Source organism: Sheuella amnicola, from assembly GCF_010499255.1.
In the GTDB taxonomy this organism is placed as follows: Bacteria; Pseudomonadota; Gammaproteobacteria; order Burkholderiales; family Burkholderiaceae_B; genus Zwartia; species Zwartia amnicola.
In genome coordinates this window covers 188,903-208,030 of record NZ_JAAGRN010000002.1, presented here as the reverse complement: position 1 = coordinate 208,030, position 19,128 = coordinate 188,903, and the positions used below count along the sequence as shown (strand labels likewise).

19 protein-coding genes are annotated in these 19,128 nt (G+C 51.6%); 8 read left to right on the top strand and 11 right to left on the bottom strand.

Annotated elements, in window-relative coordinates; all coding sequences use genetic code 11:
• Positions 1-4: 4 nt before the first annotated feature.
• Positions 5-1,606, bottom strand: a complete 1,602-nt coding sequence (locus G3I67_RS03535; protein ID WP_163651606.1) for a gamma-glutamyltransferase family protein — start codon at positions 1,604-1,606, stop codon at positions 5-7.
• 162 nt (positions 1,607-1,768) lie between these two features.
• Between G3I67_RS03535 and G3I67_RS03530 the strand changes: the two genes are divergently transcribed.
• Positions 1,769-2,758: a Bug family tripartite tricarboxylate transporter substrate binding protein gene (locus G3I67_RS03530; RefSeq protein ID WP_163651605.1), complete on the top strand. Its 990-nt coding sequence runs from the start codon at positions 1,769-1,771 to the stop codon at positions 2,756-2,758.
• 85 nt (positions 2,759-2,843) lie between these two features.
• On the opposite strand, the gene aptA is transcribed toward G3I67_RS03530, so the two are convergent.
• Positions 2,844-4,190: an omega-aminotransferase AptA gene (gene aptA / locus G3I67_RS03525; protein WP_163651604.1), complete on the bottom strand. Its 1,347-nt coding sequence runs from the start codon at positions 4,188-4,190 to the stop codon at positions 2,844-2,846.
• A 155-nt stretch (positions 4,191-4,345) separates the two neighbouring features.
• Here aptA and G3I67_RS03520 point away from each other — a divergent pair, with 155 nt between their 5' ends.
• Complete coding sequence (locus tag G3I67_RS03520; RefSeq protein WP_163651603.1) at positions 4,346-5,758, top strand: aminotransferase-like domain-containing protein; 1,413 nt, start codon at positions 4,346-4,348, stop codon at positions 5,756-5,758.
• Here G3I67_RS03520 and G3I67_RS03515 read toward each other — a convergent pair whose 3' ends face one another.
• The gene (locus G3I67_RS03515; protein WP_163651602.1) at positions 5,759-6,226 is read right to left on the bottom strand and encodes an Lrp/AsnC ligand binding domain-containing protein; all 468 of its coding nucleotides are present in this window, start codon (positions 6,224-6,226) and stop codon (positions 5,759-5,761) included.
• A 223-nt stretch (positions 6,227-6,449) separates the two neighbouring features.
• On the opposite strand from G3I67_RS03515, the gene G3I67_RS03510 reads away from it, so the two are divergent.
• The 3 genes from G3I67_RS03510 to G3I67_RS03500 are packed head-to-tail and all read left to right on the top strand — an operon-like array spanning position 6,450 to position 9,235.
• Positions 6,450-7,436 (top strand): YVTN family beta-propeller repeat protein, encoded by a 987-nt coding sequence (locus G3I67_RS03510; RefSeq protein WP_375539297.1) that lies wholly within the window; start codon positions 6,450-6,452, stop codon positions 7,434-7,436.
• A complete protein-coding gene (locus G3I67_RS03505) occupies positions 7,399-8,286 on the top strand; it encodes a polysaccharide deacetylase family protein (RefSeq protein ID WP_163652094.1) in 888 nt (295 codons plus the stop codon). Before G3I67_RS03510 ends, G3I67_RS03505 begins: the two co-directional genes overlap by 38 nt.
• A complete protein-coding gene (locus G3I67_RS03500) occupies positions 8,279-9,235 on the top strand; it encodes a sterol desaturase family protein (protein WP_163651601.1) in 957 nt (318 codons plus the stop codon). Before G3I67_RS03505 ends, G3I67_RS03500 begins: the two co-directional genes overlap by 8 nt.
• A gap of 5 nt (positions 9,236-9,240) precedes the next feature.
• Here G3I67_RS03500 and G3I67_RS03495 read toward each other — a convergent pair whose 3' ends face one another.
• The 4 genes from G3I67_RS03495 to tcuA form a co-directional block, all read right to left on the bottom strand.
• Complete coding sequence (locus tag G3I67_RS03495; protein ID WP_163651600.1) at positions 9,241-10,464, bottom strand: CaiB/BaiF CoA transferase family protein; 1,224 nt, start codon at positions 10,462-10,464, stop codon at positions 9,241-9,243.
• A 62-nt stretch (positions 10,465-10,526) separates the two neighbouring features.
• Complete coding sequence (locus tag G3I67_RS03490; protein ID WP_163651599.1) at positions 10,527-11,504, bottom strand: Bug family tripartite tricarboxylate transporter substrate binding protein; 978 nt, start codon at positions 11,502-11,504, stop codon at positions 10,527-10,529.
• Between the two features lie 21 nt (positions 11,505-11,525).
• Complete coding sequence (tcuB, locus tag G3I67_RS03485) at positions 11,526-12,725, bottom strand: tricarballylate utilization 4Fe-4S protein TcuB (RefSeq protein ID WP_163651598.1); 1,200 nt, start codon at positions 12,723-12,725, stop codon at positions 11,526-11,528.
• Positions 12,712-14,127, bottom strand: coding sequence for an FAD-dependent tricarballylate dehydrogenase TcuA (gene tcuA, locus G3I67_RS03480; protein ID WP_163651597.1), 1,416 nt, complete (start codon positions 14,125-14,127; stop codon positions 12,712-12,714). Before tcuA ends, tcuB begins: the two co-directional genes overlap by 14 nt.
• Positions 14,128-14,244: 117 nt before the next feature.
• On the opposite strand from tcuA, the gene G3I67_RS03475 reads away from it, so the two are divergent.
• Positions 14,245-14,955, top strand: a complete 711-nt coding sequence (locus G3I67_RS03475) for a YggS family pyridoxal phosphate-dependent enzyme (protein WP_163651596.1) — start codon at positions 14,245-14,247, stop codon at positions 14,953-14,955.
• A gap of 10 nt (positions 14,956-14,965) precedes the next feature.
• Here the strand turns inward: G3I67_RS03475 and G3I67_RS03470 are convergent, their stop codons facing one another.
• The 4 genes from G3I67_RS03470 to dprA are packed head-to-tail and all read right to left on the bottom strand — an operon-like array spanning position 14,966 to position 18,109.
• Entirely contained in the window at positions 14,966-15,481 is a 516-nt protein-coding gene (locus tag G3I67_RS03470; protein ID WP_163651595.1) for a copper chaperone PCu(A)C, read from the bottom strand.
• Between the two features lie 16 nt (positions 15,482-15,497).
• Positions 15,498-15,968 (bottom strand): azurin, encoded by a 471-nt coding sequence (gene azu, locus G3I67_RS03465; RefSeq protein ID WP_311197042.1) that lies wholly within the window; start codon positions 15,966-15,968, stop codon positions 15,498-15,500.
• Positions 15,969-16,003: 35 nt separating this feature from the next.
• Positions 16,004-16,915, bottom strand: a complete 912-nt coding sequence (locus G3I67_RS03460; protein WP_163651594.1) for a hydroxymethylglutaryl-CoA lyase — start codon at positions 16,913-16,915, stop codon at positions 16,004-16,006.
• Positions 16,916-16,975: 60 nt separating this feature from the next.
• Positions 16,976-18,109 (bottom strand): DNA-processing protein DprA, encoded by a 1,134-nt coding sequence (gene dprA, locus G3I67_RS03455; protein WP_163651593.1) that lies wholly within the window; start codon positions 18,107-18,109, stop codon positions 16,976-16,978.
• Between the two features lie 202 nt (positions 18,110-18,311).
• Here dprA and def point away from each other — a divergent pair, with 202 nt between their 5' ends.
• A complete protein-coding gene (gene def / locus G3I67_RS03450) occupies positions 18,312-18,824 on the top strand; it encodes a peptide deformylase (protein ID WP_163651592.1) in 513 nt (170 codons plus the stop codon).
• Entirely contained in the window at positions 18,811-19,128 is a 318-nt protein-coding gene (locus G3I67_RS03445; RefSeq protein ID WP_163651591.1) for an SWEET family sugar transporter, read from the top strand. The genes def and G3I67_RS03445 overlap by 14 nt, the downstream gene beginning before the upstream one ends.

The following is a 19,128-nucleotide window of genomic DNA, read 5'->3' as shown; positions in this document are numbered from 1 at the left end:
ACGTTCAGCGTACAACTGCATTGCCATCGCGGCGATGATCGGATCCCGCAACATAGGCCGAGGGGATTTTTGCCTCTTGTGCATCCAGTCGTTGAATCAGTTGTGCGCTGCCAAAGTCAAGACTATCCGGGGGCATGATCTTGGGTGTGTGGCCCATTGCGATCAGGCCCTTGACGATTTCCTGATCGACGGCATGTTCCAGTGTCAGCTCTCCTGCGTCGTTCACGCGCCAGCGGGGTGCGTCTGAGCACGCTTGGGGGTTGTGCTGCTCGACGACATTGCGCAATACCATTTGCATATGACCTTGAGCTTGCATATTGCCACCCATGACACCGAATGCCATTTCGGCTTTGCCATTGCGTGTCATGAACGCGGGAATGATCGTATGCATGGGGCGTTTGCCGCCACCAACCAGATTGGGATGTCCGGGCGTCGTTACAAAACCCGAACCTCTGTTCTGCAATGAAATGCCGGTGCCGGGGACAACAACTCCTGAACCAAAGCCATGGTAGTTGGATTGAATGAAGGAAATCATGTTTCCTTCCGCATCTGCGGCACACAAGTAGACTGTGCCGCCCGAGGGCGGTTGGCCCGGACCGTACTGTCCGGCTTTTGCAGGGTTGATCAATTTTGCGCGTTCTTTGGCGTATGCCGGACTGAGAATGTCTTGAACACTGACTTTCATATGTGCAGGGTCGGCAACATGCGCAAACAAATCTGCGAATGCGCAGCGCATGGCTTCAATCTCGAGATGCATTCGCTCGGCCGAACCCGGTTTGGTCTGATCGTAAGGTAAAGCATTGATGATATTCAATGCGAGCAATGCGGTGATGCCTTGACCGTTCGGGGGGATTTCGTGAATGTCATAACCGCGGAAATTCGTCGATATAGGTTCCACCCAATCGGCTTGATGTGCAGCTAGATCCGCTTCTGTCATGGCTGCACCATGTTCAGCTGCAAATGCGGCGATTTTTTTGGCTAAGGCGCCCCGATAGAAAGCTTCGCCGTTTGTATTGGCGATTGCTTCAAGCGTGTCAGCCTGTTCGGGAAATTTCCAAATTTCGCCGACCGCCGGAGCGCGACCATTCGGTAAAAACGCCTCGCTAAATCCGGGATATGCAGACAATTCTGCGGCAGCATTAGCCCACTGGCGAGCAATGACGGGGCTGACCGGAAAGCCTTCGCGCGCATGACGAATCGCGTCTTTAAACAATTCAGCGAATGGTAATTTACCGAATTTTTTAGATAAGGCCACCCACTGCGATACCGCGCCGGGCACCGTGACGGATTCCCATCCACGACCAGGCATTTTGTCCATGCCTTTGAATCGCTCGGGAGACCATGCAGCGGGTGCACGGCCGCAAGCATTCAAGCCGTGCAGTTTTTTGCCGTCCCAGATCAAAGAAAATCCATCCCCGCCAATGCCGTTCATGGTGGGTTCGACAACAGTCAAGGTGATGGCAGTGGCAATCGCTGCGTCAATAGCGTTGCCGCCGCGCTCGAAGATCGCAGCGCCTGCTTGAGCGGCTAAGGGTTGAGATGTTGAAACGACATTGCGGCCCAAGACGGGTTGACGGCCGGAAGGATAAGGGAGTTGCCAGTTCATTGAATGGAATTTCCTACGATTTGTGAACGCACTATCATAGACCTCGGCGGCCATCCGTGCATCCCTTGACGTTGTTGCAAGGGAAAAGAAGGTGTGTAAAGATCGGCAGCAATAAAAATAGCGATTTCGTCGAATTAGATGAACTTTGAACCGGAGACCATCATGCTATCAACACTGCCGCGACTGTTACGACCCCTGGCCATCCTTATGCTAACGGTTTTATGTACGGGGTTGCCGTTGCGGGGCGCTCTTGCCGCTTATCCGGACAAGCCAATCAAAATGGTTGTCGGCTTTACTGCAGGTGGCACAGCTGATACCGTGGGACGCATCATGGCGCAAGCGATGGGAGAGCGCTTGCATCAGACGATCGTAGTAGAAAACCGTACAGGAGCCAATGGCAACCTGGCAACCGAATCCGTTGCACGATCCTTGCCTGATGGTTATACGATTTTTTTTACATCAATCGGACATGCCGTTAACCCGTATTTATATCAGTCTGCCAAATATGATCCAGTGAGGGATTTCACACCAATCGGGCAAGTGCTCAGTGCTCCGAATGTTTTAGTGGTTCCTCCGAATTCGCCATTCAAAACGATTGCTGAATTAATTGCGTATGCGCGCGCACATCCAGGAAAATTGAATGTGGGTTCGTCCGGCTTCGGTAGTTCGGTCCATTTGTCTGCCGAGCTTTTCATGCAAGACACGGGGGTTAAGTTCACGCATATTCCCTACAAAGGAACCAGTGCGGCATTACCGGATTTGCTATCGGGAGCAGTTTCGCTGATGTTTCCGAATTTGCCGAGTTTGATACCGATGATCGAAGCCGGGAAATTACGTGCTTTAGGTGTGACAACGGCCAAACGCTCGGCCGCCGCGCCCAATATTCCTACTATCGCGGAATCGGGTGTGCCAGGCTATGACATGTCTACGTGGTACGGCTTTGTTGGTCCGGCCGGCATGGACAGTGAAATCGTTCAAAAATTGAACTTGGCGATGCAGCAATCACTCGCGGATCCTGTCATTCGAAAAAAGCTGAATGATCAAGGTGTTGATATTGTTTCGAGTACGCCGCAAGCGTTCGGAAACATGATTCAGGCTGAGTCGGACAAGTGGAAAAAACTAATCAAGGATGCCAACATTCAAATCCAGTGATCATTAAAAAAGCCCGGGGATTTAAAAATCCCCGGGCCGCTTTCGTAACTGGTTTGTGATGCGTTGAATACGCATCACGCCGCAATTAAGCTGTTTCGTGCAAGGCCGCCTTGACGATCCCGAAGATTTCTTCGATTTGTCCTTCGCTGACGATCAATGGGGGCGAGAAAGCAAGAATGTCGCCGGTAAAGCGCGCCATTAAACCTTTCTGGTAGCACTTCACGAACACATCGTATGCACGAGCACCCGGTGCACCATCGCGCGAATTCAACTCAACCGCACCCATCAGTCCCAGATTACGAATATCTTTGACATGCGGCTCACCACGCAATTTGTGGATTTCGGTCTCGAATTTTGGCGCCAATTTATTGGCGCGCTCGAACAAACCTTCCTTGCGGTATATGTCCTGTGTCGCAACGCAAGCAGCGGTCGCAGCCGGGTGTGCAGAGTAGGTATAGCCGTGGAACAACTCGATTGCATTGCCGGGGCCGGCATTGATGATCGTGTCGTGAATCTGGTGATTGGCGGCAACAGCCGACATCGGAATGGCCGCATTGTTGATTGCCTTAGCCATGGTGATCATGTCGGGAGTGACACCAAAGTATTCGCTGGCGGTTGCTTTGCCCAAGCGTCCGAAGCCAGTGATCACTTCGTCAAAAATCAACAAAATGCCGTATTTGGTGCAAATATTGCGCAAGCGCTGCAGATATCCTTTTGGAGGAATGAGAACACCCGTGGACCCGGCAACCGGTTCAACAATGACCGCAGCGATTGTCGAAGCATCGTGCAATGCGACGATGCGCTCAAGTTCGTCGGCCAGATGCTCGCCCCATGCGGGTTGACCTTTGCTGTAGGCGGCATGCTCGAGATTGAAAGTGTGAGGAAGGTGGTCGACATTCGATAACAGATTGCCGGAAAACGCTTTGCGGTTTGGAGAAATACCCCCCACTGAGATTCCGCCAAAGCCCACACCGTTGTATCCACGCTCGCGACCGATCAGACGAGTGCGTTGACCCTCGCCACGTGCACGATGATATGCAAGCGCGATCTTTAACGCCGTGTCGACTGCCTCAGAACCCGAGTTCGCAAAGAATATGCGGTCCAGACCGGCAGGCATGACAGCCGCTACTTTGCTAGCTGCTTCGAAAGCCATTGGGTGACCCATCTGAAACGACGGCGCGTAATCCATCTCGGTCATTTGCTTGTGTACAGCCTCGATAATTTCTTCGCGACCGTGTCCGGCGTTGACACACCAAAGGCCGGCACAACCATCAATGATTTGACGATTATCGTGGGATGTGTAGTACATGCCCTTTGCCCCTGTCAGTAGGCGGGGAGCCGCCTTGAACTGTTTATTGGCAGTGAAAGGCATCCAGTAATTACTCATGTCCAAATCCGTGGACAAGCTGACTTTTTCGGTCAAGGCATTCATGACGAGGCTCCAATGTAAGGGGTCGATGCCTCAATGTAACCCTATGCCAAAAGAATGTGCCAGTACAGTTTTGCTAGAAAATGATTAACCGTACTGGTGTTTTGTGGCAAACTGTATTGGGTTTTTAATTAACTGTACTGCAGCTGGAAATTTTGATGCCACTTACCCGTCTGGCTTTCGAATGTGATCGTCAAGCAAGCCTGCCTTTGGTGGTGCAGGTGATGCATGCAATCGAACAGGCGATCAGGGATCGTGTTTTACGCGCTGGAGACCCTCTTCCTTCTGTTCGTGCGCTTGCCCGGGCGAAGGCGCTCAGTCCTTACACTGTGGCTGATGCGTATCAGCGACTTGTGGCCTCGGGTCGGATTGTGTCCCGACCAGGTTCTGGCTACCGCGTCGCCGATGTCAGATACGCCAGTACGAATCAGGCACTCAGGTGGATCGCCCCTGCGTTGAATGCGGCCTGGCTACTGTCCGATGTTTTCGCGGACCACTCGGTTCCGATCAAAGCGGGTTGTGGCTGGATCCCGGGCGAATGGATCGATGAAAGCGATTTAAAGCACGCCATGCGTGCGCTTGGACGTTTACCCGGGTCGCGATTTGGAGGCTATGGGCATCCGTTCGGAATGGGATCGTTGCGCGACCAAGTTGCGCAAATTTTGAGACGAAATATCATCCCGGCAGAGCATTCGAATATTCTTCTGACCCAGGGCGCAACGCAGGCACTTGATTTGGTCGTGCGCACTTTGCTTAGACCCGGAGATACTGTGCTGGTCGAAGACCCCTGCTACTGTAATCTACTCCAGATTTTGAGGTTGGCGGGTCTAAAAGTGATCGGTATTGCACGAACACTCGAGGGGCACGATCCTGATCAATTGGAGCAAGTGATCAAGCAAGAACGCCCCAAGGCGATGTTTGTGAACACGGCATTACAAAATCCCTCCGGTACTTCGCTATCTTATGAAGCAGCTTTTCGATTGCTTTCAATGACCCATAAATATGGAGTCTGGGTAATCGAAGACGATATATATCGCGAGCTTGCTCCTGAAGGCGCCCCCATTCTGGCTTCGCTCGATAGTCTTGATCGCGTGATTTATATTTCGGGGTTTTCAAAATCCATCGCCCCGACTTTGCGTGTGGGCTACATCGCTGCCAACCCTATTATTCTTGCCGAACTTGCGCGCACAAAAATGGCTGTTGGATTGACCTCTTCTGAAGTTGCCGAGCGCATCGTGTCCAATATTTTGCTTGAGGGGCATTACGACAAGCACGCGACATTTTTGAAAAGCAAGCTAGCTGATGCGCATCAGCGTGTATCGGCTAGTATGCATGAAGCTGGAGTCGAATTGTTTCACGCCCCGGGAGCTGGCCTTTTTCTGTGGGGGCGTCTGCCGATAGAGCCGAGTCAGAGCGCTCATGTCGCTACGCGCGCACTTAATCACGGAATCTGGCTTGCACCGGGATCATACTTCCGTCCGAATGATCAAGAGTCGAGCTGGTTCCGCTTCAATGTAGGCACTTCAGACAATCCGCGATTATGGGATTTTGTCCGTACGTTGCGAAATTAATCAACGGTCAACTGGAAGGTAAAGCGTTTCCTTGATTTCTTCCATCACGATATAACTGCGGGATTCTGCCGAAGCAGGCATGCGCTTGAGGATTTCCCCCAGCAACTGTCGGTATCGATTCATTTCGGGCAGACGAGCCTTGATCAGATAATCAAAATCTCCGGAAACGAGATGACACTCCATCACTTCAGGAACATATTCGAGCTCTTTTTTGACCTTTTCGAACACGTCGCCATCTTTTGAAGATAGTTTGATTTCAAGGAACACCAACAAATTCTTTCCGAGAGCGGCCGGATTGACGCGCGCGTAATACCCCATGATGACGCCTTCGCGCTCCATACGTCTAACGCGTTCGGAGCAGGGTGTCGCAGAAAGATTGACGCGTTCGGCAAGTTCCGTCATCGATAGCCGACCCTCTCGTTGCAATACATCAAGAATTTTCAGGTCGGTACGGTCCAGCGTGCGCATGACAAATCCTAATCGAATAATGCTAAGAAATTACTGCTTAGTTGCCTAATTTTAGTGATATTCACTCCTTAAAATGCAACGATCCTCTTAAAGTTAGCGCATAACACGAAATCAAGGAATTTTCAGGGGTTTGTGCGAAAATAAGGACTTATTCCAGAGCGTGCGAAAAGCTCGCTGCAGCTTTCATATCTTCAGGCAGGCAATCTTGAAATCAACTCAGTTCATCCAACGCGCTGTTCACGCTATTCTTTCAGTCTGTGGTTTATTCTCGATCACCACAGCTTTTGCGGCGTCACCGATTTTTGTTTTGAATTCATTGAATGCCGATGTCAGTGTCATTGATCCGAAAACGTTCAAGGAGATCAAGCGGATTCCGGTCGGAAAAGAACCGCATCACTTGTATCTCACTCCTGACGGTCAATCCGTCATGGTTGCAAATGCGACCAGTAATTCAATTACGCTGATCGACCCTCGCACAACTGAGGTTCAGAAGACGATTCCCAACATCGCCGATCCTTATCATTTGCGTTTCTCTCCCGATATGAAATGGTTTGTGACGGCGGCAAACCGCTTGAATCACGTCGATATCTATCGCTGGGAGCGTAAAGGTATGGATATTGACCTGAAGTTGGTCAAGCGTATTCAAACAGGCAAGACGCCCAGCCATATCAACATCGATACTAAAAGTAAAACGGCTTATATCTCGGTGCAGGACAGCGATGAGTTGATGGCGATTGATTTGCCGACGCAGACAGTGAAATGGGTGATTCCTACGGGCAAGACTCCTGCCGATGTTTATCTCACCCCGGACGATAAGCATTTGCTTGTCGGGCTGACTGGAGAGAACGGCGTACAGGTTTTCGATGTGACCGGAGAAAAAGGCAAGCTGGTCAAAACCATTCTGACAAATCCAGGTGCGCATGCGTTTCGCTCCCAGGGGGACGGCAAACACGTTTTCGTAAGTGATCGCGGTTCGAACAAGATCAGCCGTATCGACTACACGACGATGAAAGTCGTCGACACGTACAAGACACTTGCCGGACCTGATTGCATGGAAATGCTCAATGATGGCAAGACGTTGCTTGTGACTACGCGTTGGGCCGGCAAACTCGTGGCGATCGACATCAATACGAAAGAAATGGTTAAGAAAGTGAATGTCGGTAAGTCGCCGCATGGGGTATGGTCACTTGATCATGCGAACCGCCAGTAGATTCTTATGGGCGGCATGTTTGTCCGCATTTTCGGCAAATGTTTTCGCCCAATGCACTCAACCTGTTTATCTGACCTTCGATACCGGCCACATGGGGGTTGCGCCCCTAGTTTCCGAAGTCCTGATGCGTCATCAGGTGCCGGCGACATTTTTTCTGGCCAATGAGCAGACGCTTAGCGGCGGTACAAGTCTGGATGATGTTTGGGCACCTTGGTGGAAAGAACTTGCTCAAGGTGGTCATGCTTTTGCCTCTCACACATATGATCATGTTTACTGGATCTCGGATTCGAGCAATGGTCGTTTTCAAATGAGACCGACGAGTGGTCCTGATGCCAAGCGTGTACGGGAATGGACATCTCAAGAGTATTGTGCCGAACTTGCGCGCGTGGCTGATCGATTTCAGGAAATGACCGGTCGCATAATGCTACCGATATTCAGGGCGCCGGGAGGCAAGACGTCCTCCGCTCTTTTACAAACAGCGGCAAGTTGCGGTTATGCCCACGCAGCATGGGCACCTGCAGGTTTTTTAGGCGATGAGTTATCCAGTGATCGTTACCCAAATGCTGTTTTGCTGGAGCGAGCATTACGTGATATTCGCCCGGGTGATATTTTGATGGCGCATCTGGGCATATGGTCGCGCAAAGATCCGTGGGCGCCGGCTGTGCTCGAACCGCTGATCGAGGGTCTCAAGAAAAAGGGATTCTGTTTCGCAACGCTTGAAGCGCATCCTGCTTATCGCGACTGGATTCAGGCGCGTATGACGACTGTCGAGAGACCTTTCGGGCAAGTGCAATACTCGATTCCTCAAGATTCTGATTTAACCCACTATCCAACCCTTAACGATGAATAGCTTGATCGATCTTTTTGATGATGTACAGCAATGGCTTTTCGAAACTATTGTTCAGCCGTTTCTTTTTCACGCGGGCCTGAGCAGCGTGATCGAGGATGCCTATACGGGTACGATGTGGTTTTTGATCGGTGTGTTGCAAATCATTCTGCTTGTGGTGGTGGTGGGTAGCCTGCAACGATGGCGTCCGGTTGAGCCGATTGTCGATCGGCGCCAAGTTCGAATTGATATCCTGTATACCGTCATTTATCGACTCGGAATCTTTCGCATAGCCTTGTTCTTTCTGGTGAGACCTATTCTGGAAAGTTTTTTCGGGCTGACCAGAATATGGGGGTTTGAGCCTTTTCAACTGGATGGTATTTGGCCGGGTGTCACTGATACTGCCTGGGTTAGCCTGGTGATTTATCTTTTGGCATTCGATTTGTTCGAGTATGCCTACCACCGCGCTCAGCATCGTTACAAATGGTTCTGGGGATTGCATTCGGTGCATCACAGTCAGCGTCAGATGACCATGTGGAGCGATAGTCGGGTGCATTTGCTTGACGGACTCCTGCGGGATGTTTTGTTGATTGTTCTTTCCCAATTAATTGGCGTGCAACCGGCACAATTTGTTTTGATTGTCTTGTTTACTCAGCTAGTGGAAAGCTTTTCCCATGCCAACGTTCGCTTCAGTTTTGGCAGACTTGGATCGCGCCTACTTGTTGGCCCCATGTTCCATCGATTTCATCATTCGATCGCTTATGATGAATCGACAGCTGGGCCTGCGCACGGACACAATTTTGCGGTTTTATTTCCGCTGTGGGACATTCTCTTCAAGACAGCGCGGTTTGAAACCGATTATCCGCCAACCGGGATTCATGATCAGGTTCCCGAAAAAGGGGGGCACGATTACGGCCAGAGCTTTATCGCCCAGCAGGTGCTGGGCGTCAAGAGAATGTTTGGGCGTGATTGAAGTGCCTACACTACGCCGCTTGCCAGCAGTGCTGCATATTGTTGTGGTGTGATGCCGATTTCTTTGAGGACTTTTTCCGTACTCGCACCTAAGAGGGGCGGAGCTTGCTCAAAAGTAAGGGGCGCTTGCTGAAAGTTGAGTGGACTAACGATTTGCGGAACCTTGCCCGCAGTGGGATGAGGCAAGTAGCGCAACATTTTGCGATGAACAATTTGCGGATCCGCAAGAATTTCGGGGATGGTGTTGATTGGACCACAAGGCACGCCATGCCTGCGCAAAGCATCTATGCACTCTTTGCGGCTGCGTTTTCCGATTTCGCCCGATACGAATTCCATTAGTGCCGGTAGGTTGATTACGCGGGCCCTATTAGTCGCAAATCGTTCGTCCTGAGCAACCTCGGGATGTCCCATCGCTTTGCAAAACCCACCAAATTGTCCATCGTTACCGACTGCAAGCACCATTTTTCCATCTGTGCAGTCAAATACATCCTGAGGTTGAATGTTCGGATGTTTGTTGCCCATGCGCTGAGGGGTTTTGCCGGAAACCAGATAGTTCATGCCTTGGTTGGCAATGGTGGCAACCATGACGTCAAGCATGGCCAGGTCGATGTATTCACCTTGACCAGTTTCGTTTCGTCTAGCAAGTGCGGCAAGTACGCCTACCGCCGCCCACATGCCGGTCATGAGATCCATGATGGGCATGCCAACCTTTTGGGGGCCGGCTCCGGGTTGTCCGTCCCGCTCGCCCGTTACGCTCATCAAACCACCCATCGCCTGAATCATGAAGTCATATGCGGGTAGTTCAGCGAGAGGTCCGGACTGGCCAAACCCTGTAACGGAACAATAGATGAGCGCCGGATTCACCGTTTTCAGATCTTCATAACTAAGGTTGTAGCGCTCGAGCGTTCCGACCTTATAGTTTTCAAGGACAATGTCCGCTTGGGCGGCAAGTTTGCGAATGATGTCTTGTCCTTGCGGTTGGCTAATATCGACGGTGATGGATTCTTTTCCTCGATTTGCCGCTAAAAAATAACAAGCTTCTCGCGTTTCATTGCCTTGTTCGTCTTTTAAAAACGGAGGTCCCCAGACACGCGTATCATCGCCCGCCCCAGGCCGTTCGACCTTGATCACGGTTGCGCCAAGATCAGCCAATATTTGTCCTGCCCAGGGGCCGGCCAATACGCGACTTAGATCTAAAACTTTGATATGTGTAAGAGGTCCGGTTTTCATGCGCTGCCTAAGTGTGGATTATTTTATGATTTTGTTTATTCTGAAGAAGACTTGAAGAAATATCAGTTTGCTGTCGCTCCGGAATTTTTAACGGCTTGCGACCAGTTCGAAACCTCTTTAGCGATGAAGTCTCTAAAGGCTTCGGTATTCAGATCTGCTGCTGCGGCACCTTCTTTTGCAAGTCTTGTTTTAACTTCTGGCGATTGCAAGGCGTCAGTAAAAGCTTTGTTCAAAATTGCAACCGTGGCATCGGGGGTATTTGCCGGCGCAAGAATGCCATGCCAGGACAAGGCTTGAAAGCCGGGTAGGCCTTGCTCCACCATGGTGGGCACGTCAGGTAACGCAGGCGATCGCTGCGGGGACGTCACTGCAAGGGGTTTTAGCGTGCCTGCGTGTATCAAGCCGATTGCTCCGGGAATGGTCGCGAACATGAAATCAACTTGTCCTCCCACCAAGTCTGCTTGTGCAGGATTGCCGCCCTTGTATGGGACATGGGTAAATTGAACTTTAGTTGCAGATTTCATCATTTCGCCAGCAAGGTGTCCGGGAGTTCCTGCACCCGACGAGCTCATGTTGGCTTTGTCGCCCTGCGACCGAATGTAGGTCAAAAGCTCTTGAAGATTGTTCACTTTGTCTTTGAGTGCCCGACCCACAACCAGCACATTCGGAACGGTTGCAAGCAAAGTGATGGGTTTGAAATCCTTGACGGCGTTGTAGGGCAGATTGGAGTAAAGAGATGGATTAATGCCGTGCGTACTCGCCGTAGCCAGTAAAAGGGTGTATCCATCCGGTGCAGCTGCAACCACCTGCTTTGCGGCAATTGTTCCGTTGGCACCGCCTTTGTTTTCGACGATGATTTGCTGCTTCAGGGATTTGGAAGCTTCCGCGGCAATGGTGCGGGCAAGAATATCCGAAGTGCCGCCAGCAGAGTGGGGGACGATGATCGTGATTGGTCGGGCCGGAAAGTCTTGCCCTTGAGCCGTTGCAGCGAAAAACGAAGCCGCGGCGAACATCACGCGGCAAATAAATGACTGACGCATGATGCGAGTCTCCAAGTGAAATTAATCCGAACCCAATCCCAAATTATTAGGCTGTCTTTTTTCGATCGACCACTTTAAGAGTGCGGCACAACGATAAATGCCGTGCGCAAACTTACCGTATGGTAGCGTGAGGAATAAAGCCATGACGATGCCCAGGTGAATGGCGAGCATCAGTGGCATGATGCCCGTAGAGCGCCAAATCATCAGGATCAACCCGGTCAGGCTAGTTAAAAAGAGCAAAGCGATGAAGCCACGATCCATCGGCTTTTGCGCAGCATCTCCATGTAGCGGTGCACGATTCATATTCAACCAAAGCAAGCCTGCAGGACCGATCAGCAGGCCAATGCCGCCAACTGTCCCGAGAATGACAGGCAAGCTTGTGTAGGCGTAAGGCGCTTGCCAATCGAATATATAGTGGTAGATTGTGGCGACGGATGTTGCTGCAAAACACAGCATGAAACCATAGAAGGTCAGGTGATGAAAGCGACGGCGACGCAGCGTGAAACGGTCATCTTCGTCATTGCAACCCTCGCCATGACCACCATCCAGATATTTGAGCTTGAGTGCATCGTGCGCAGCTTCACTCATGGTTTCGCCTGTGGCTTTTCCGGGGGTGATTTCTTTCCAGAATCTTCGCACGCCGATTCCAAGAGCCAGAATTGCGAAACCGAATACTGCGCCAAACATCAAGGCCAGTGTGTTATGCGGAAAGATGGCGTAGAAGTTTCCGTTCAGAGGTTGGGCTTGGCCTTCGGATAAGAGGTTGCCAGTCGATAAAATCGTTAACACTAGAAACAGCACCAAGCCAAAGGCTGTCGCAAGCGACAGGGTCAGGCCATTGTTCTTGTACAGTTTGCCAAGCGATGCCGGCCAGGCAAAGTCGGTATAGGTTTCCATCCGGACCTTGGCCATGGCTTGCGGAATATTGACGGCAAACTCATGGGGGGGCGCGTATTGACATGCGTGCAGACAGGCGCCGCAGTTGTGACAAAGATTAGCCAGATAGTTGAGATCGGCCTTATTGTCGAATTCAAGTCTTCTCGCCATTGCGGGGAATACTGCGCAAAATCCTTCACAATATCGACATGCATTACAGATTTGAAGCTCACGCGCTACCTCTGCTTCGTTCGCGGTGATGCCTTTTTTATGCCAAGAGATCGAGTGTTCGGTTGCACCCACCAGATTTTGCGCCTCACGCGCGAGTGACTCAAGCGGCTGCATGCTGCGCTCCTTCGTGTTTGATTTTATTGGCTGCCCGTGCGGCTTGTGTGCCGGCGATGCGACCGAAAGCAGTGCCGATCGACATTCCGACTCCGGCGGTATATCCCTTTCCTAAGACATTGCCGGCGCTGATTTCACCGGCAGCGAACATATTCGGACTCGCCTTGCCTCCAAAAAACACGCTTGCCTTTTCGTCGGTCGTCAAACCAAAATAGGTGAAGGTAATGCCCGGTCGCAACGCATAACCATAAAATGGCGCGGTGTCGATCGGACGAGCCCAGTGGGTCTTTTCAGGCGTGACTCCTTCCGTGTGGCAATCGTCTTGAATCGTATGATCGAAAGTGCCCACGCGACATGCCGCATTGAAGTCGGAAATTGTTTTAACGAATTGGTTCTCGTCCAGTCCGAGTTTGCGAGCAAGCTCTTCAAGCGTTTGCGCCTTTTCGCCCTTGAATACGGGTGGCATGAAGCGTCCGACCGACTTGGCATCAATGATTGTGTAAGCGATTTGTTTGGGTTGCAGTGCGACCAGACGACCCCACAAAGCGTAGCGTTTAGGCCAAAAGTCTTCGCCTTCGTCATAGAATCGCTCAGCGTTGCAGTTCACCACAACACCCAGCGACACACAGTCCAGGCGGGTGGCAATTCCGCCGTCATAGAGAGGAGCGCGTGCATCGATCGCGACGCAGTGTGCTTGGGTTTGATCACCCATGGTATCCGCGCCTTCACGCATCATGACCTTGAGTACGGTTCCCATGTTGTAACGGGTGCCGCGAATCAGGAAGTTTTCAGCCGGCCATTCGCCGCGCTCGTTCTGCCCCCATGCTTCTTTGAGCCAATCCCGATTGGATTCGAAACCACCACACCCTAGAATGCAGGCGCGACCAGCGTATCGTTTGTCTCCCACAAGGGCTGCGATAAACTTACCATCCTTGATTTCAAGGTTGTCCACAGGCGAGTCATAAAGAATATCGACACCGAGTTTCTCGGCGCTCTGATAGTACGCATTTATCAGTGCTTTGCCGCCACCCATGAAAAATGCGTTGGTACGCGCCACGTGCAATGTTCCCGATAGCGGGGGTTGAAACCGCACACCATGCTTGCGCATCCAGTCGCGACATGTCGATGATTCGCGGATCACCATGCGTGCGAGTTGTTCGTTGGTTTGTCCTCCAGTGACCTTCAATAGATCCTGCCAGTATTCTTCTTCGGGGTAAGCATCAACCAGAACATCTTGCGGTGCGTCGTGCATGCATCGTAGATTGCGAGTGTGTTGCGAATTGCCGCCGCGCCACTCCTTCGGCGATGCTTCCAAAAGCAAGACGCTGGCACCGGCTTCCCTTGCCATAAGTGCGCCACACAAGGCCGCATTGCCGCCCCCGACTACGATTACATCCCACATGACTATGCCTCAATATTAGACTGCGTCGATCATAGCGGAGATGCAGCCCTGACGCCAGATCGCCGACCGATAGAAGATGTAAGATCACGTTAGATCGAGAAGTTTTCGGAGCGAAGCATGAGTTCAAATCAAGACACCATGGCAGATCGTATTGCCGCCATCCGTATCCGCATTGCGGCCGCTTGCGTGCGTGCTGGCCGTCAACCCGATGAAGTGACCTTATTGCCGGTCAGTAAGACTTTTGGTGAGCACTCGATTCGCGAGGCTGTTGCGCTAGGTTACAAGCGATTTGGCGAAAATCGCACGCAGGAAATTGCCCAAAAAGCGCCTTTACTTGTCGACTGCGGATTGCAATGGGTTGTGATCGGCCAGGTGCAGACGAATAAGGCGAAAGATGTGGCTCGACTTGCGCATGAACTGCAGTCCCTTGATCGTCTGGAATTGGCACAGGCACTCGATCGTCGGCTTCAGTCGGAAGGTCGAGCGATTGATGTGTTGGTTCAGGTTAAAACCTCTCCCGAAGAAACCAAGTCCGGCCTGGAAATGTCCGAGCTGATTCCTTTTTTACGCGAATTGAAGCAGTTTCAGACATTGCGAGTGCAGGGATTGATGACACTGGCAATTTTGTCTTCCGATGCTCGCGCCGTTAGAAGTTGTTTCGCTCAGCTTAGAGCCTTGAGGGATAAAGCCAGGGAAGAGGCGATTGAGGGAATTTCTCTTGATCGATTGTCGATGGGGATGAGTTCGGATTTCGAGCTGGCGATTGAAGAGGGGTCGACGGAAATCAGGGTCGGGTCGGCTATTTTTGGTTCGCGCCCCAACCCCTGAGATCGTAAGGCTAGTGCTTCATGCCACCGCTGTGACCCATATGACTATCCGCGTTATTGCCCGACTTGCCGGGATTGTAGGTTGACGGTTTGACGGTGAAGTTCACGCGGATTTCCCCTGCCTTTTCGAATTTAAGAACGACAGGAATGGTGCTGTCCTGCTTGAAGGGCGCCGTCAACTTTAAAAACATAATGTGATACCCGCCGGGTGCCAAATTGACGCTTCCGTTCGACGGGATGATGATTTCAGGCACTTGCTGCATTTTTGCAACGCCATTTTCAGTGATGACCGTATGAAGCTCAACGGTTGTTGCGGCTTCGGATTGAGCGGAAATCAATTTATCCGCAGCAGCCCCGGTAGATTTGAATTGTATATAGCCTGCACCATTCGTCTGACCGGGTACGGATGCCCGGATCCATGGGTCATTCATTTCGATCGGACCAAGCGTGAAATCGGCTGACCAGGCTTGTTGTGCCCCTAGGCCCAACAACAAGGCGGATGTCAAGAAAGTACGAATAAGCTTCATCTAAATCTCCAGTAAATCAAGGTTTCAGGCTGACGGTGCCTTGCATGATTGGCGAGTGTCCGGCAAAGGTGCATAGGAATGCATAGCTTTGACCAACCTGCAATTTATTGACGGCAAAAGTGACTGAGGTGCTCCCTCCGCTACCGATCAGTCCGCTATGTGCAATGACGCGACGATCTGTCGGATCGATGTATTCATGGGCAGCTCCAGCAAGCATGCCTGTTCGTGCCACCCCTTCCAGGTCGCTGGATTTGACTAATACCCAGTTGTGTCCCATCGCTGCTTTAGGTAGCCGACCGACGTGAGTCAGTTTGATGGTGAAATCCTGACAACTTGCCGGCACCTCAATATGGCTTGGGGTGAATCGCAGCGCATCGTCGCTTTCGACTGTTGCGAAGCAATCCGCCGCCAGGGCATTGCATGTAGGACCGCAAATGGCCAAAACAATGCCGGTGGCAAATAACCATTTCTTTAATTGGTGCGCCACAGTTTGCTTCCTATTAAATGAAAACGAAGCCACTTTTAACGGTTCGCTTTGTTTGCGGCGATGGCATTGCCCGCGCGACTACCACCGGGGCGCTTGAGGTGGCCTGCGATCCATTGTCCAATGTCCACGACCGCATCGAAATCGATACCGGTTTCAATGCCCATCCCTCGCAGCATGAACAGGACATCTTCCGTTGCAACGTTGCCCGAAGCGCCTTTTGCGTAGGGGCAACCGCCTAGTCCTGCGACGGATGTGTGAAAAATCGAGACTCCGACTTCCATGGCGGCCAGAATATTGGCGAGGGATTGCCCATATGTGTCATGGAAATGGCCTGAAATTTTACTGATATCGATGATTTCGGCGACGGCTTGCATAACCTGACGTGTGCGTTGCGGGGTGCCCACACCGATCGTATCGGCGATGTCGATTTCATCGCACCCCATGGCGGCGAATCGTTTGGCTACGTCCACGACGGATGAGATCGGCACCTCGCCCTGATAAGGACAGCCAAGCGTGCAACTGAGCGCGCCACGCAATCGAATGCCTGCTTGACGCGCCGCCTGCGCGACAGGTTCGAACCGGTCGATGGATTCCGCGATTGAGCAGTTGATGTTCTTCTGTGAAAAAGCTTCACTGGCGGCACCGAAAATAACAACTTCATCTGCGCCAGCGGCGAGTGCGGCTTCGAAACCCTTCATGTTCGGAGTCAACACAGAATAAATCGTCCCAGGTCTGCGACGGATGCGAGCCATGACATCGGCTGCATCAGCCATTTGCGGCGTCCATTTGGGCGAAACAAAGGCAGTGGCTTCGACATTCAGAAAGCCCGCATCACTCAAGCGGTTGACAAGCTCGACCTTGACGTCGGTCGAGATCAGTTCTTTTTCGTTTTGAAGTCCGTCGCGGGGTGAAACTTCGACAATTTTCACAAAACTGGGTAATGCCATGATGAAGACTCCACAGAAAATCGGTATGGCGCACTAACACGCACTAGAGATATCTCTATCTTAAGCCTTTGTTCGGGCACGTTGCAGTGTCCCGTTCGCGCCTCTGATGATATGACCACCAAGCTCAAGTGTAAGCAATTCGGTTTGCATCAATCCCGGAAGCATATTGACACGCATGGCAAGCGTCTCTTCAGTGATCGGATCGTAGCCGATTGCCTGCCAAAGAGGGGATGAAGGAGGCTGAACGGACTGCTGACGTTTTTTTTCCTTTTTAGGCGAGGTTGTATGGTTCGTAAATCCGAATTCGGACAAAATGTCCGAACCAGTTTCTACGAGTTTGGCCCCTTGCTGGATGAGTGAGTGTGGACCGCGCGAGAGTGGCGCATGAATCGAGCCGGGGAGGGCAAAAACTTCCCTCCCCATTTCGTTAGCTAGGCGGGCTGTAATGAGTGATCCGCTTTTTAGCGCGGCTTCGACAACAAGAACGCCTCTTGATAAGCCTGCGACGATCCGATTGCGGCGCGGAAAGTGGGCGGGCAAGGGAGGCGCGCCGGGAGGTAGTTCGGATAAAAGCAATCCGTTTTGCATCAGAATATTGGCGGCAAGCTCCTTGTGGGAAGCGGGATAGATAATGTCTATTCCTGTTCCAAGGACGGCAATCGTCCCGCCTGAATCAATTTGGCCTGTTAATGCACCTTCGTGCGCTGCGGCATCGATCCCGTACGCTAGCCCGCTGATGATGCAAATTCCTTGATTCGAAAGGAATCGCGCAAAATCTTTGGCGTTTTCACAGCCATCTACCGTGGCATTGCGCGATCCAACGATTGCAATCGCGTCAGTTTCCAGGCGACTCAGGTCCCCCAGGGCGAACAGTAAAAGGGGTGCATCAGGCATTTCCTTAAGCAGGCAGGGATAATTTTGGTGATCAGGGGTGAGAAGTTGATGCCCGGATTGTGTCGCCCACTGCAACGCACTCTGGATCAGTTTTGCGTGATTGACCATCGGTGGTCGCATGAATTGCTCAGCAATCGATAGGGGCAGTTTTGCGCGCAGTTCGTCGTGCGTTGCCCGATATATCGCAAGGGGATCGTGAAATAGCGACAGTATGTGGTGTTTTTTGGAGAGTCCCAAGCCGGGCTCGAAATTGAATCGGATCCAGGCATGAATGGAGTCGTAAACAGAGGTGATTGTCATGCCGGAAGTGTGCCACGCACAACAATCCCAAGATTGGAGTCGGGATGAAACGATCCACGCATTCGAGCGGGGGAGTGAGTATAGGTAATCCGTGCAAATTGAAAATCTGATTAGAAATCAGCGAACTATTAAATTAAACTGTGATTTATTCTTGATTCGCGCCGGCGTTCGGTGCGGTATTTGGTTTTGGCGAACTCATTTCATGGCATTACTCAATATTCTTCACTATCCCGATAAGCGACTGCACAAGGTTGCCAAGCCCGTGGCTAAGGTAGATGATCGTATCCGCCGATTGGTGGCCGACATGATCGAAACCATGTACGACGCTCCGGGCGTAGGGTTGGCCGCCACCCAGGTCGATGTGCACGAAAGAGTCGTTGTGATTGACGTGAGCGAAGACAAGGAAGGGTTGATGGTGTTGATCAATCCCGAAATTATTTCCTTTAGTGATGATGTCAAAACTTATGAAGAGGGTTGTTTGTCCGTCCCTGGCGTATACGATGAGGTGAAGCGGCCTTCAGAAGTGCGGGTGCGCGCCTTGAATCTGGATGGCGAGCCTTTCGAGTTCGATGCGGACGGCCTGTTGGCGGTTTGCGTGCAGCACGAAATAGATCATCTGAATGGTTTGGTGTTTGTTCAGCATTTATCGATGCTGAAACAGACGCGCCTGAAAACGAAGTTGCGTAAAGAGCAACGTGAGCATGAGCGTGTCTGAGCAGGACTTTGCGTTGCTTGTCGAGGTGGTGGGTTACGTTGGAGCTACGTTAACGACCGTGGCCTTTTTTCCTCAAACCTTCAAAGTCATCAGGACTCGCGATACGCAGTCGATTTCATTGGCCATGTACGTATTATTTACGCTGGGAGTCTGTTTTTGGCTGGCGTATGGTTTGCTGATCCGCTCGTTTCCGGTTGTGATTGCCAATGTCATTACTGTGGTTTTGTCGGGCATCATCATGTTGATGAAGATTCGGGAGCGTCGTGATCTGCCGCCGACAATCAAGGATATCGACGGCATTTAG

Bases quoted from the DNA above. Each gene is read 5' to 3' on its own strand.
- G3I67_RS03460 (WP_163651594.1), bottom strand. From the start codon at position 16,915: ATGGCATTACCCAGTTTTGTGAAAATTGTCGAAGTTTCACCCCGCGAC.
- G3I67_RS03475 (WP_163651596.1), top strand. From the start codon at position 14,245: ATGAGTTCAAATCAAGACACCATGGCAGATCGTATTGCCGCCATCCGT.
- tcuB (WP_163651598.1), bottom strand. From the start codon at position 12,725: ATGCAGCCGCTTGAGTCACTCGCGCGTGAGGCGCAAAATCTGGTGGGT.
- G3I67_RS03500 (WP_163651601.1), top strand. From the start codon at position 8,279: ATGAATAGCTTGATCGATCTTTTTGATGATGTACAGCAATGGCTTTTC.
- G3I67_RS03470 (WP_163651595.1), bottom strand. From the start codon at position 15,481: ATGAAGCTTATTCGTACTTTCTTGACATCCGCCTTGTTGTTGGGCCTA.
- G3I67_RS03520 (WP_163651603.1), top strand. From the start codon at position 4,346: ATGCCACTTACCCGTCTGGCTTTCGAATGTGATCGTCAAGCAAGCCTG.
- G3I67_RS03495 (WP_163651600.1), bottom strand. From the start codon at position 10,464: ATGAAAACCGGACCTCTTACACATATCAAAGTTTTAGATCTAAGTCGC.
- tcuA (WP_163651597.1), bottom strand. From the start codon at position 14,127: ATGTGGGATGTAATCGTAGTCGGGGGCGGCAATGCGGCCTTGTGTGGC.
- G3I67_RS03530 (WP_163651605.1), top strand. From the start codon at position 1,769: ATGCTATCAACACTGCCGCGACTGTTACGACCCCTGGCCATCCTTATG.
- G3I67_RS03445 (WP_163651591.1), top strand. From the start codon at position 18,811: ATGAGCGTGTCTGAGCAGGACTTTGCGTTGCTTGTCGAGGTGGTGGGT.
- dprA (WP_163651593.1), bottom strand. From the start codon at position 18,109: ATGACAATCACCTCTGTTTACGACTCCATTCATGCCTGGATCCGATTC.
- G3I67_RS03515 (WP_163651602.1), bottom strand. From the start codon at position 6,226: ATGCGCACGCTGGACCGTACCGACCTGAAAATTCTTGATGTATTGCAA.
- def (WP_163651592.1), top strand. From the start codon at position 18,312: ATGGCATTACTCAATATTCTTCACTATCCCGATAAGCGACTGCACAAG.
- G3I67_RS03535 (WP_163651606.1), bottom strand. From the start codon at position 1,606: ATGAACTGGCAACTCCCTTATCCTTCCGGCCGTCAACCCGTCTTGGGC.
- G3I67_RS03490 (WP_163651599.1), bottom strand. From the start codon at position 11,504: ATGCGTCAGTCATTTATTTGCCGCGTGATGTTCGCCGCGGCTTCGTTT.
- aptA (WP_163651604.1), bottom strand. From the start codon at position 4,190: ATGAATGCCTTGACCGAAAAAGTCAGCTTGTCCACGGATTTGGACATG.
- G3I67_RS03505 (WP_163652094.1), top strand. From the start codon at position 7,399: ATGGGGTATGGTCACTTGATCATGCGAACCGCCAGTAGATTCTTATGG.